We start from the raw sequence: 13,147 nt of genomic DNA, 5'->3' as shown, positions 1-13,147 counted from the left end.
TAATGAATGCATTATTGAAACGCCCAGAGTTGGGCTGGTAAACCGTAACACAACCTATACTCCAACTCGCCCAATCAACACAAACACGCCATTAAACAAGTAAATCTTGTTATTTAACGAAACAAAGTATATATTAATGGAACTCAATCACCATTTTTATAGAAGTTCGTGTCGATTATGAAAACTTCCAAGTCCCAGCAAGAGCAAACTCGGCGCACGTTGATACGCACTGCCGTTGATCTGATTACAGAAAAAGGCTATGACGCCGCCACCATGAAGCAGATCGCCCGTGAGGCGGGTATAGGGGATGCGACGATTTACAAGTACTTCCCCAGCAAGGAAAAAATCCTGCTGGCTTACTACGAACTGTGCATAGAAATCACGCTGGAAGTGGTGCAGGAAACACCGGGTTGGGACGAATTTACCCTGCAAGAAAAGCTGCAAAGGCTGGTAGATGCCTTGCTGGAACTCTTGCTGGGTGATCGTGAATTTGTCGAGATTACGCGCGATATCTTTGGCAAATCTCCGCTACTGATGATGCGCGACAATATGCCAGGCCAGCAAACCCTGAAACAGGAAATTATCAGCTTGCTGGATGAAGCAGAACAGCGTGGTGATATCTCCCCTTGCGATTTCAAGAACCTGATAGGTGGTTTGTTTGGAGATTATCTGTTTGCTGTCATCGCTTACTGGCTCAAGGATGATTCTGAAGAATTTTCGAATACAACCCAACTGGTCGACATGACGCTGGCGATACTGGTGATGGCTTTGAAGAGTGGTATCGTCAATAAGGTATCCGAGCTGGCCAGCTTCATGCTGCGCAACCAGTTGTCGCGCATCATGCAAAATGGTTCTGGTTTGCTGGAGATGGTCAAGCTGATGCGCAATGGCTTGGGGGATGCGCGATGAACAAGGCACCGCCTGCCAGCAAGCTGGGCAGAACTGCGATTACTGGTCTGGCATTGGCGCATGCAGGTGCCAGCAAGCTGGGGCACAAGGCAAGGCAAATGCTGCGTAGCGATGATGACAAGCAAGCTGCGCAAGAACGGCATGAGGCTGAGCTTGGTCGGATACTGTTCAGGGCGCTCAACCAGCTAAAAGGTAGTGCACTCAAGGTATCGCAATTGCTGAGTATGGAAGCGGATTTTTTGCCGGAAGGCATACGCCGTGAACTAGCGAAAGGCTGCCACCAGGTGACACCCTTGAACCGTGCACTGATCCATAAAGTCTTTCAACGAGAATTCGGCAAGGCACCAGAACATCTGTATGCGCAATTTGATGCCCATGCCTTTGCCGCAGCCAGCCTGGGCCAGGTGCATCATGCGCAACTGGCCGATGGCAGGCAACTGGCGGTGAAGGTACAGTACCCCGGCATTGCATCTGCCATAGGCAGCGATTTGCGTATGCTGCGCGGCATCTTTCAGACTATGGCAATGGGCAGCACTATCTTACCGCGTAAAGAGGTCATAGACCGCTTCATGAGTGAGCTTGAAATCAAGATGGGGGAAGAGCTTGATTATGAGCATGAGGCAATGCAACTCAGTTGGTTTCATGAGCATGTGAACTTGCCCGGTATTGTCATTCCCAAATGCCTGGACGAGATGTCGAGCAAGCGAGTACTAACGATGGAAAGACTCGACGGCCTGCACCTGGATGCATGGCTGGCGACAGCGCCTGATCAGGCACAGCGCAATCACTACGGGCAACTGCTGTTTGACTGGTTCTGGTTCAGTGTTTGCGAGCTGGGCCGCATACATGCAGATCCGCATCCTGGCAATTTTTTATTCATGTCTGAGGGCCGCCTGGCAATACTGGATTTTGGTTGCACGAATAAAATTTCGTACAATTTTTGTGATGCCATGGCGCGCAGCTGGCGTGCCTTGCTGATGACCGATGTTGCTGAACGTAATCGTGTCCTGCGGCTGGCGTATATAGATCTGGGTCTGTTTTCAGATACGGTCACACAAGATGAATTTGATCATAGTGTCGTAACCGCACTTGCTGACCTGCATGCGTGGAAGATGGAAGCATTTCAAAGTAAGCGGTTTGACTTCAGCAATAAATCGCCCTATCCCAAAACCATCAATGCCGAACATAGCAGGCTGCTGTCGGGCATCCTGGCGGGCTGGCATGAAGACGTACCTTATTTTGACCGTGCCTACCTGGGGTTGATGAATATGCTCAGGAAAATGGGTGCCGTCGTCAATACACAAATAGCCTGGACCCGACAAGGAGCAGCGCATGTCAGCACAAACTAAAACCCGGAAAATCTGGATAGGCCGTTATCTGATCGGCGTTGCAGCCTTGCACACGATAGCGGCCTTTTTATTCTTTGGTCCTGTTTTTATGGGCATGCTGGAGCGAGGAGTATTTAATACCGTCAATCGCGATCCATTACGATCCGCTGCAACATGGTTCCTGCTGTTTGGCGCCCCGCTTTTACTATTGGGTATGTGCATCAATAGCCTGGAGCGCAAATCGGGCTTTACTGAAGCCGGCATGATGGGTCTGGGCTTACTGCTCTGCTGCATACTGGCAGTAATACTGATGCCCTTGTCCGGCTTTTGGCTGGCCATGCCTGCGGCAATCGCTTTGATGAACATACCTTCTAACCCAGGACAAGCAGCATGAAGAACAAGACCACAGAAACCGCAGTCCCAGCCAATAGCAACATCGCCGAGGATGTACCGGGTGCCTATTTTTATGATTGTTTTCAAACGCGCTTCGATCATGCAGACCTAAGCGCCATGCAAATCTATATGGATACCGTTGCCAAAACACCAGACTGGGTCAATGCCATGATGGGAATACGTAATCGAGTGGTGGTTTTATTTGGTTTAAAAAACGTAGGTGGGATGAAGGCATTGAGCAAGAGCAAACCTGCAGAAGCCTATCAGGTCGGTGACAAGGCCGGGATATTTACTCTGGTGTACAAGTCAGATGAAGAAGTCATACTCTGCGATTCTGACAAGCATCTGGATGTCAAGGTATCGGTCTCCAAGCAAACCAGGGATGGCCAGCCTTTTATCGCTCTCAGCACCGTGGTGCATGTACACAATAATCTGGGGAGAGCGTATATGTTTTTCGTCGGGCCAGCGCATAAAGTCATTGCGCCTGCAATTCTCGCCAGAGCATAAAGCAGAATTTTCCATTAAGCAGGAGATAAACCATATACGTATTTTCCCTCATCATTTTTGTCATGCATTTGTCATAAATTCCCTCTAAGATGAAATCACTAAAACAAAAGAGAAAAGGAGATTAAAGACGATGCTAAGTAAATTGAAACAAAAATACCAAATGATGCGGGCGAGAAATATCACCGAATTTTCCGACTACAGGCGTCAGTTAGTTGACATACCGAATGCAGTATTCTTGCATTGGCAGGCAACAGCAAAAGATGAATTCCCCGGCATCCCTAGTGATGCCGTTTTTTTTGCCCGCGCCGCTGAGGGACTGATGATGTTCTTCGATTATGTCAGCCGTAGCAAACAGGCCTATGCCCTGCCCTCAAAGGCGGCAGATTCTGTCTGGCATGCATGGAATAGCTGGTCATCCATCAATCTGGATCACTTCTGCCTCAAACACTACCAACGCACGGTACCACATGTGGAAGCAGAACAAATGGCCAGCGAAATGGATGCTGCACTGGCCAATTGCCTGATCACTGCACAGCAGGCAGAAGGCAGCGTGCCAGGCAGCCCATCCGTACCCCGGTTGTTTGCCCTTGACCGAAAATTGCACATGCCGCAGGGTTATTCCTACTTTGGTACATATGCCCGGATAGGCTTTCAACATATGAGTGCACGGGGTGTTGGGACCGGCGAATCCACCTACCCGGAAAGCTTTGGCGCTGCCCAGTTGCTGGCCGCAGGTTTGATTTCTACCCTGGCTTACGAAGAAATGATCAAGAAACAGGCTCAGGCGGCCAATAGCGGCTCGTCCTGCGGTGGCGGGGGAAGTAGCTGTGGCAGCAGCGATTCCGGCGGCTGCGATGGCGGCGGATCAAGTTGCGGTAGCAGTTGCGGTGGTGGCTGTGGCGGGGGTTGCGGCAGTTAAAAAATTGGCAGCTACCTGCTTCTGTAGCAAATCGATACAAAGCCCATCTCACCAGCCTTCTGCCAACAGAGTACACTGGCATTTTTATCTAGCCCGCGCTGCTATTTATGCCGAATACCCTCGATACCTCAGCCTTATCTTCATCCAATTATGCCAAAAGGCTGAGCAAAAGCTCATTAGCCGGCCTTCTCTTGCTGGCGTTCAGCCTGCCATTCAGCATGCCTGCAATGGCGGCGATAGGGCTGAATGACCCACTCCCCATCAATCCTGATTTGAAACGGGGCAAGCTGGATAATGGGCTGACTTACTATATCCAGAAAAACGATAGCCCACAAAAGAAAGTGGAGTTACGCCTGGTGGTGAAAGCAGGTTCAGTGCTGGAAGATGATGATCAGCAGGGGCTCGCGCACTTTACCGAGCACATGGCTTTTAATGGTTCAAAGCATTTTAAAAAGCATCAACTGATTTCTTACCTGCAGTCCATAGGCGTTAAATTTGGTGCTGACCTGAATGCATATACCAGTTTTGATGAGACTGTCTACATCCTGCCTATTCCCACCGACAAGCCAGCCTACCTGAAAACAGGTTTTCAGGTATTGGCTGACTGGGCGCAAGGCGTGGAAATGAAGGATGTCGATATCGACAAGGAACGCGGCATCATCCTCGAAGAAGCACGGCTGGGCAAAGGTGCCAGTGACCGCATGATGCGCCAGTTTTTGCCAGAGGTATTCAATGGCTCCAAATATGCAGAACGCCTGCCCATAGGTAAAGAGGACATCATCAAGCAATTCAAGCATGATGCCCTGCGCCGTTTTTACAAGGATTGGTACAGGCCAGACCTGATGGCCGTGGTTGTTATCGGTGATGTGCAACCGGCAGAAGCGGAGAAGATGATACGCAAGTATTTTTCAGGCTTGCAAAATCCTGTGCCTGCCCGCGTCAGGCCACAAATCAACATACCGAAGAACACTGCCTCCAAGGCCATGGTGATTACCGATAAAGAGGCCACCAATAACCTGCTGATGCTGCGTTACCCGCTGGTAAAGCAGCCCGCGCACGATGTCATTGCCGACTACCGGCAAGATATTATTGCCGGCTTTTACAAGTCCATGCTGAACCGTCGCCTGGGCGCACTGACTGAGCAGGCCAACCCGCCCTTCCTGGGTGCTTCTGCCGGCAGTGAACAAGTCGTGCCTGGCTATGATTCATTTATCTCGACAGCGATGTTGTCACAGGCTGGCATACAGCCAGCGCTCGATGCCTTGATGCAAGAGAAAAACAGCATACGTCAATTTGGCTTCACGGCGGCGGAGTTTGACCGCGCCAAGAAAATTGAAGCGCGTGAATATGAAAGCATGTTCAATGAGCGCAGCAAATCAAATTCTGCAACCTTTGCCGCAGAATACATACGCAATTTCCTGACCAATGAACCTATTCCCGGCATCAAGAATGAATACCTGTATTTCAAGGAATTTGCCGAAGGTATTTCACTGGAAGAAATGAACCAGTTCGCCAGGAATGCAACGCCAGATGACACTACCAGGCTGGCGTTTTACGTGGGCTCGAACAAGGCTGGCGAAACTATCCCAAGTGAAACAGATTTGCTGGCGATGACTGCGACGGCAGAACAAAAACCATTGCAGGCCCGTACAGAAAAAGCGGCCAGCGCCAGTTTGATGAGCACCCTTCCTACACCCGGCAAGATTGTTTCTGAAAAAGAAAACAAACTGCTGGGTCTGGTGGAGATGACTTTATCGAATGGCGTTAAAGTTACCTTGAAAAAAACCGATTTCAAGAATGACCAGGTCTTGATGGCTGCACGCCGCGCAGGTGGCATGTCTTTGTTCTCTGATGCCGATTACTTTAATGTGTACTACAGTAATCCCGTCGTCTGGGGTATGGGCATGGGCAATTTCAGCCAGAAAGATTTGCAGGAAACGCTGGCAGGCAAATCAGCCAATGTGCGCACCAGCATGGACAATTATTCTGAAAGTATAGGTGGTGCATCTGGTGCCAGCGATATAGAGACCATGCTACAGCTGCTGTATCTGCGCCTGACCAGCCCACGCAAGGATGAAGCACTGTTCCAGTCACTGATCAGCTCACAGAAGGAATTGGCAAGAAACACCTGGGCACGCCCTGAGGCGATCTTCTCGGAAGCGATTACCACGACAATCTACAAAGATAATCCACGCGTGCCGCGCCTCGCAAGAGTGGAGGATTTTGACAAGATTTCGCTGGACCGCAGTATGGAAATTTATCAATCCCGTTTTGGCAGTGCCAAGGACTTGCACTTTGTTTTTGTCGGCAGCTTTGAAATCGACAAGATCAGGCCATTGATCGCCACATATCTCGCCAGCTTGCCCCATGCGGATATCAAGACCGAGTATCAGGATTTGCATATCGATCCCGTTCAAGGCGTCGTCAAGAAAGACGTCTACGCCGGCAATGAAGAAAAAAGTACTGTGGTGCTTAGCTTCAATGGCACATCCACTTACACGCGGGAAGAAAATGCGCGCTTTCATGCGATGGTGGATATCCTGAATCTGAAGATCATTGATGTACTGCGCGAAAAGCAGGGGCTGATATACAGCGGCGGCCTGAATGGTTCTTTTGAACGTATTCCATCCAACAGATACAGCATAGATGCAGAATTGCCATGTAGCCCTGAAAATGTGGACAAGGTCATTGCTGCCCTGTTTGCCGAAATCAAAAAAATACAGCAATCCGGGCCACAGCTGGACGATTTGAACAAGGTCAAACAATCCTGGCTAAAAGAACACCAGCAAGAGTTACGCAGCAATGAAAATTGGCTGAATCACTTGCAAAGCGCGGTCTATTACAAAACCGATCCCGATTCTATATTGACGGTGGAAAAACGCATACGTGCAATTACACCGGCGCAGATCAAAGAAGCGGCGCAGCGTTATTTCAACTTCCAGAACTATGCGCAGATCGTCATGTACCCTGAAAAGAAAAACGACGCAAAGTAATTTAATTTATCTAGTAGATGTGGGGGAGAGAATCCATCAGCTTGCCTCTCCCTTTTTCTTTTTCAGATTAGCTTTCAGATTGGCTTAATTGAAGGAGAAGGTGTAATTCACATCGACAGCAGACTCAGTACCGGTACGGCCTGTGATGCTGATGCGCCGGGTCAGTTGCCAGCTTAGCTTGATACCGCCACTGGCATCTGACAAGCCACGCTCCACCGACAACACCAGCCCCGGCATGATGCGTTTGCCAACGCTGACTACCTGGTCGGTAGTAGCATTGGTGGTACCGGTTGAGCCGGCAATCGTCTGCACTGGCAGGCGGCTACCCGATCCATTCGAAGAAGAACCTATCGAGAATTCATCAAAGCCCAGACCTTGCACAATATCGCGCGGTACATTGCGGCTGCCATCACCTCCAAATATCGCTGTCGCTGCCGACATCAGCAATGATGCATCGCCACTGGCAAGCTGATCTGAGCCGCGCCCGAGCACCAGCCATGAGAGTTTTTCCGCATCCGGCACTTCTGGTTCTGACACCAGCCTGACTTGCGGTGCACTGACTGTGCCTACCACTTCTACTCCAGCTTCTACAGGCAAACCCTTGCGCAAGGCACGGATATTCAAACCAGGATTGGATGGAGGCCCCTGGAAGTTCAGGATACCCCGCTCTATCGCCAGTTGCTGACCATAGCCTTCATACGCGCCCTTGACGGTGCGTATGGACCCGTTCGCCTGCAAGGGGCTGCCATCGCTGGAACGCAGGCGCAGGCTACCCTCCAGGCCGGTATCGAGGCCACGACCAACAAACACGAAACGCGGCCCCATATCGAAGCTGACATCAACGCGGGTCTTGAGACCTTTTCTATTGTTGTCTGATTCTGCTGCCTTAGTGACTGCCTTGTCAGTCTTGCGTATGACAACGACATCACTGGAGAGGCTGGGCGGTGGCAATTTGGGCAACCTGAAGTAGGCGCCGTCAGCCAGCACTTTGCCAGTCAGGCTCCAGATATTATTGGCTTCAACGATATTCGCCTGGCCGGATACCAGCAACCACCGGTCCTTACGCTGCAATAGTGGAAACTGCGTCCATTGTGCCTGTATGCTGCCAGTCTCTTTGCCCATGTCGATATCACCACTGGCCTTGAACTCACCTTTGCGGCCTATCCAGTTCTCATCCCTGAACTGCGCATGACGCGGCATGTTGGCGACGGTGTTGGAGAATTGCAGATTCGTCAGTTTCAGATGTTTGTCTTCTATCTGTGCATCCAGGCTGCCGTTTGGCAATAACAAACCCTCTGAGGCGAAGGCGATCTCCATCTCACGCCCCGCCAAGTTGGCGCGATAGCCAGGCTTGCCTATGGTGCCAGACAAGCGAGCATCGGCGTTCAGTTTACCCTTGAGTACCAGCCCGGAATTGATAAAGGGCCCCAGCCACTGCAAGTCAGGTACGGCTGCCGTGACCTGGCCATTGAGCGGTGCACTGGCCAGCACGGTCCAGGCATCGTTTTGTTTGCTTAAGCGGGAATTGAGTTTCGCTTGCCATTGGCCCAGGCGGCTGCCATCAGCAAGCAGATCAAGACTGAGGTTTTCGCTATCACTACCGGCGACAAGGCCCCCCAGCTTCATTTGCAATTGCATATCTCGTATACCCAGGGCGACTGAAGTACCGGTTCCTTCAGGATCATTGAAGCGCAAATCACCGCTCTGGCGTTGCAATTTGATTTCTCCCTGGGCCTGCTCAGTCAATTGCAATTTCCATTGCGCATTCAGGCGCAGATTACCTGTGACTGCATTTTGCGGGTAAAACAGCTTGGCAATTTCCAGCACCTGCACATCGCTGACTTGACCTTTGGTCTTGAGTGCGGCAGGTGTCCACTCCAGCTCTTCCAGTTCCAGCTTGCCCAGTGCGCTCTGCAGCGACAGGCTACCCAGGCGCACAGACTGTGCAGATACCTGCAATGGTGCTGCGCTTTGCAAGCGCAAGTCCGGTTTGCCATTTAAATTCAGGGCCTGCAATTGCCCACTCCATGACCAGGCAGTGTCATTTTTTTCACTGGTCTGCATGCTGCCATTGGCAACCAGGCTCAGCGCCTGCTTATTAGGGAAGACGGTTTCCAGACTCAGCTTGTGGGCATCACGCCTGCCCTGCAATTTGAGGCTGACTTGCGCGAGCTTGTCCGGACTGTCAGATGCTGAACTCAGGGCTGGAAGATCACCGCCCAGATGCTGGGCTACGATCTCACCATCAAATTGACCTTTGGCACCGTTGGCCAGATTCAGATTGGACTTTAACTGCGCAATGGTAAATTGCTGCTTGCCACGCTTGATCACGACTTGCTGTGCAAGCGCGTCCAGACTGCCTGCAGGCTCGTTGAAACGACCACGCAATACGGCATCTGCCTTCAGGTTGCCGCCTAATGCCAGTTGCCAATTGCTGAGCAAGGGATTCAGGTGACTCAAATCCTGGGCATCAATATTGAACTTCAGCACATCGTCAGTACCGCCCCAGTTGCCTTGTGCTGTCACTGTATTTTTACCAAAATGCGCCTCTAGTTGCCTGACTTGTAGTTGCTGGTCTTGCAGCCAGCGCGCATCCATTGCTGCCTGCACGGGTTGCCCTGCATATTGGCCCTGCAATTGTTGCAGATTGACTTGCACATCAAGGCGCGGTGACAGTTGGCCACGGGCACTCAAGTCTGCCTTTAAACGGCCTGCCGGTGTTGCCACCCAGCGCGCAGGGTCAAAATCTTTGAGGCTGGCTTTGAGGTTAAATGCCTGCTTGCCAGCAAAGCTGATGTCGCCCGCACCCTGCAGGTGTGTATCTTCTGCCTGAAGATCAAACTTGTTCAAATCCAGTCGCAGTTTCTCAGGATGGTAACTGGCTTCTGCTTTCAGGCTGGCGCGGGCATCTTGCAACTGTGCTTGCAGATTGATGCTTTTGTCTTTAGCAGTCTGCGCAAAAAACTGGCCCTTGATATTACTGGCGTGCAGCCGCTGGTCGATCTGGTTCAGGTCGATATTGGAGAGGTTCAATTTCAGGTCAGCCTGCAATTGTGTCGATTGCCAATTAACGTCGGCCTGTCCTTGCAGTTTGCCCCTGCCTGCCAATTGCACTGCCAGGTCTGTCAGGCTCAGATGCTGGCCTTGCCAGAATAATTTGGTGCTCAGTGACTGCACTGGCAAGCCTTGCTTATTGATGCTGGCAACCTGACTATTCTGAATATTGATAGGGCCCGTCAAACCAAATACAGTAATTTTTTGCGCGTTTTTTTCAGTATTTTTTTCTGCATTTTTCTCACCCATTACCGGTTTCAACTTCGTCAATATACGCAAGTCTGCATGAGGTGAATTTCCCTGCCAGGCGGACGGGTCGAAGTGTTGGACATCGATATCCAGCTCGCGCACATACGGTGCAGTAAATGCATCGATACGTCCCCTGGCATGTCCTTGCAGGTTTTGATTGCGTATATTTTTTTCTGCCGCTCCATCCAATGCAGCTTCCAGCGCGAGTTGCATATCATGCAGATTGCCAGAAACTATCCCCTGCAAGATGACGGGTGGTATGCCTTCCTGGATCTGGCCTTGCAGGCTCAGGTGGCTATCCAATTTGAAAGGTGTGCGGCTGTCCATTGAGGCTTCACCTTTCAAATTACCCCAGGGGCTGCTCAGTGCGGCTTGCGCTTTGTATAATTTGTCCTGATAAAAAAAACTGCCAGTCAGTGCGCTGAGCTTCAGGGTTTCCAGCTGTTTGCCATCATCAGCCAGGGTAGCGATGTGCAAGCGCCCCAGTGCCAGCTTTGGCGCACTCAGGCTAAAGGGTAGCCCTATATCAGCCGGTACGCTGGCGGCTTTTTTGCCGGACCTACTGGCGATAGTCAAAGCGCTTAATTGCAAACTGGTGATATCAAGCTGACGTTGCCATAAAGCGCCCGGCCGCCAGCGCAAGGAGATGGCGCTGCCATTGATATGCAAATCCTGGGATATCAAACTGAATTCGTCGAGTTTGAGTTCCCCATCCAGAGTACCTTGTACACCATGGAACTTGAGGCTGCCAAGACTGATATTTTCTATCAATGCCAGCGCAGTTCTGGTGCCACTCTCAGTTTTGTACATCCAGGTCAGGACGAGGCCGGACACGACGATCAATAGAAAAAACAGCTTGAGGACGAACAGGCTTAACCTGCGCAAATGATGTCGCTTTTTTTTAACGGGCTGATTTTTCTCCGTCTGTTTTTTTTCGTTTTCACTCATATCAGAAAGCAATCGCAATAGAAAAATCCAGCCGGACTTTCTTGGTCTGGCGACCATAAGCCAGATCAAGTGCGATTGGCCCGGCCGGGGTTTTGTAACGTGCGCCTACGCCGATGGCCTGCTTTAAATTCAATTCACGGAAATTGTCGGCGGCATTGCCCACATCAACAAAAGTTGCAGCGCCCCAGGAAGAATTCAACCAATGCACATATTCAGCACTGGCAGTTGCCAGTACGCGGCCACCGCGTGTGCTGCCTATGTGCTGTATGCCCAGGGTTTGATAGCCATAGCCACGCACTGTCGTGCTGCCGCCGGTACGGAACAGGTAGTCCTCAGGAATGCCCTCTTCGTCTTTGGAAAAAACTGCGCCAAGCTCTGCGCGCAAAATCACGGTGTCTGTTTTGCGTACGGGTATCCAGCGCTGATATTTGGCATAGCTGCGTATGAAGCGCTGGTCAGACAGCAACGCTTTTTCAGACGCGGCAAGATCAAATTGCAAAATCTGCCCGCTACGTGGATCAAAAGGCTGATCAACATCACGCCAGGTCCAGCCTATGCTGGCAACCAGTGCCTTGTTGATTTCTTCTGCTTCGCCATCAGAAGAAATTTTTTCCCTGACGATATTCAAACCCAGCCGTTGTTCGAGATGCCCGCGCGTACTAGTGCGCTTGATGCCGAGAGCGTAACGGCTGGAGCGCACACCGGCGATATTTTCGCGCTCCACCAGCACACCAAAAGAATCGAGGAATTTGCTTTCACGCGGTGGCAGGTAAATATCGGCATATCCCAATTGCCTGCGCTGCTCCAGCCTGACGGCAGTACGTAAATCCCAGGCCTGGTCAAGTATGTTACGGTCACGGTAAGCAACTTCGCTGCGGTAACCGGTATTGGTGCTGTAACCCAGGCCAAAGCTCAGGTCCCGGGCCTGGCGCTCTACCACGGTCACATCCACGGGTACGGCCTCGGCTTTTTCTGGATCAGGGTCTATACCGACAGCGACAGTGGCAAAGTAAGCGGAGTTTTGCAAGGAACGCTGGAAATCCAGCAAACGAGAACGTGAATAGACCTCTCCTTTTTTAGGCGCCTGATAACGCTCTATGAGCCAGGAGGGGTAACGCTGCAAACCAGTAACACGTAAGTCTCCAAGCGTAAATACCGGGCCGCTATCGACCTCTACTTGCAGAATGCCACTATGCTGGTCAGCGTCAATTTTTGCCTCACTGGAAGTCATGCTCGCTGAAGCATAGGCATCTGAGCGCAGGCTCTCCAGCAGATGGTTTTTGGAATCGCTCCAGTCAGCATCACGAAATGGCTGGCCGACTGCCAGGCCCCAGTCTTCCTGAAGAGTCCGTCGCCTTTTGGTGACAGCCTTGTCGCCAGCGTCAATCGCGTCTGCCATGGGGCCCTGCACCTTCACAGACACATTTTCAATAATGGTGCGCTGACCTGCCTCTACAGTCACATGGATGATTTTGTTTGTGGAGGCTGGCGCTAGAGCCTGATCAGGATTATCAAACTGGATTTGCGGCGAGAAATAGCCTTCAGTAGTGAGGATATTGCTGATATCCAGGCGTAATCTCTTGATCAGTGCAGGCGTAATATTCTGGGCTTCGGTATTGCTGGCAAATTCAGGGATATGTTCCCTTAGCAAATCAGCCCAGTGTGATTTGGCTGCGACCAGTTGCAAGCGGCCACTGCTGGTGGTGGAAACTGCTTCGTTGTCTGCCTCAGGCATTGGCACAGGTGGAGCAGATGCAGCAGCTGGAGCAGTTGGAGCAGATTGCACAGACGGGGCTTCAGTTTGGGCTGACTGCTGCGCTCTCACCAAGCCTGCACCGCATAAACCG

Annotated in this window: 8 protein-coding genes; 6 read left to right on the top strand and 2 right to left on the bottom strand. The window is 51.2% G+C overall.

Annotated elements, in window-relative coordinates; translation table 11 throughout:
• Positions 1 to 177 precede the first annotated feature (177 nt).
• The 6 genes from ACO0LG_RS26560 (at position 178) to ACO0LG_RS26535 (ending at position 7,049) form a co-directional block, all read left to right on the top strand.
• The gene (locus ACO0LG_RS26560; protein WP_423031125.1) at positions 178 to 909 is read left to right on the top strand and encodes a TetR family transcriptional regulator; all 732 of its coding nucleotides are present in this window, start codon (positions 178 to 180) and stop codon (positions 907 to 909) included.
• Positions 906 to 2,258, top strand: a complete 1,353-nt coding sequence (locus tag ACO0LG_RS26555; protein ID WP_423031123.1) for an ABC1 kinase family protein — start codon at positions 906 to 908, stop codon at positions 2,256 to 2,258. The genes ACO0LG_RS26560 and ACO0LG_RS26555 overlap by 4 nt, the downstream gene beginning before the upstream one ends.
• Positions 2,242 to 2,631: a DUF6463 family protein gene (locus ACO0LG_RS26550; RefSeq protein ID WP_423031121.1), complete on the top strand. Its 390-nt coding sequence runs from the start codon at positions 2,242 to 2,244 to the stop codon at positions 2,629 to 2,631. Before ACO0LG_RS26555 ends, ACO0LG_RS26550 begins: the two co-directional genes overlap by 17 nt.
• Positions 2,628 to 3,137, top strand: a complete 510-nt coding sequence (locus ACO0LG_RS26545) for a DUF2867 domain-containing protein (RefSeq protein ID WP_423031119.1) — start codon at positions 2,628 to 2,630, stop codon at positions 3,135 to 3,137. The genes ACO0LG_RS26550 and ACO0LG_RS26545 overlap by 4 nt, the downstream gene beginning before the upstream one ends.
• A gap of 130 nt (positions 3,138 to 3,267) precedes the next feature.
• On the top strand, positions 3,268 to 4,056 hold the full coding sequence (locus ACO0LG_RS26540; protein WP_423031117.1) for a hypothetical protein: 789 nt from the start codon (positions 3,268 to 3,270) through the stop codon (positions 4,054 to 4,056).
• Between the two features lie 107 nt (positions 4,057 to 4,163).
• Complete coding sequence (locus tag ACO0LG_RS26535) at positions 4,164 to 7,049, top strand: M16 family metallopeptidase (protein ID WP_423031115.1); 2,886 nt, start codon at positions 4,164 to 4,166, stop codon at positions 7,047 to 7,049.
• A gap of 84 nt (positions 7,050 to 7,133) precedes the next feature.
• On the opposite strand, the gene ACO0LG_RS26530 is transcribed toward ACO0LG_RS26535, so the two are convergent.
• Together ACO0LG_RS26530 and ACO0LG_RS26525 are read right to left on the bottom strand one after the other, a co-directional pair.
• Positions 7,134 to 11,300 (bottom strand): translocation/assembly module TamB domain-containing protein, encoded by a 4,167-nt coding sequence (locus ACO0LG_RS26530; protein WP_423031113.1) that lies wholly within the window; start codon positions 11,298 to 11,300, stop codon positions 7,134 to 7,136.
• Position 11,301: 1 nt separating this feature from the next.
• A complete protein-coding gene (locus tag ACO0LG_RS26525; RefSeq protein ID WP_423031111.1) occupies positions 11,302 to 13,086 on the bottom strand; it encodes an autotransporter assembly complex protein TamA in 1,785 nt (594 codons plus the stop codon).
• Positions 13,087 to 13,147 lie beyond the last annotated feature (61 nt).

This window comes from Undibacterium sp. Ji42W (genome assembly GCF_049340405.1).
Lineage (GTDB): Bacteria > Pseudomonadota > Gammaproteobacteria > Burkholderiales > Burkholderiaceae_D > Undibacterium.
The sequence above is the reverse complement of the archived record's forward strand: the minus strand, read 5'-3'. Positions and strand labels throughout refer to the sequence as shown.

Excerpts from the sequence above, each read along its gene's own strand:
- ACO0LG_RS26560 (WP_423031125.1), top strand. The coding sequence starts at position 178 with ATGAAAACTTCCAAGTCCCAGCAAGAGCAAACTCGGCGCACGTTGATA.
- ACO0LG_RS26555 (WP_423031123.1), top strand. The coding sequence starts at position 906 with ATGAACAAGGCACCGCCTGCCAGCAAGCTGGGCAGAACTGCGATTACT.
- ACO0LG_RS26550 (WP_423031121.1), top strand. The coding sequence starts at position 2,242 with ATGTCAGCACAAACTAAAACCCGGAAAATCTGGATAGGCCGTTATCTG.
- ACO0LG_RS26545 (WP_423031119.1), top strand. The coding sequence starts at position 2,628 with ATGAAGAACAAGACCACAGAAACCGCAGTCCCAGCCAATAGCAACATC.
- ACO0LG_RS26540 (WP_423031117.1), top strand. The coding sequence starts at position 3,268 with ATGCTAAGTAAATTGAAACAAAAATACCAAATGATGCGGGCGAGAAAT.
- ACO0LG_RS26535 (WP_423031115.1), top strand. The coding sequence starts at position 4,164 with ATGCCGAATACCCTCGATACCTCAGCCTTATCTTCATCCAATTATGCC.
- ACO0LG_RS26530 (WP_423031113.1), bottom strand. The coding sequence starts at position 11,300 with ATGAGTGAAAACGAAAAAAAACAGACGGAGAAAAATCAGCCCGTTAAA.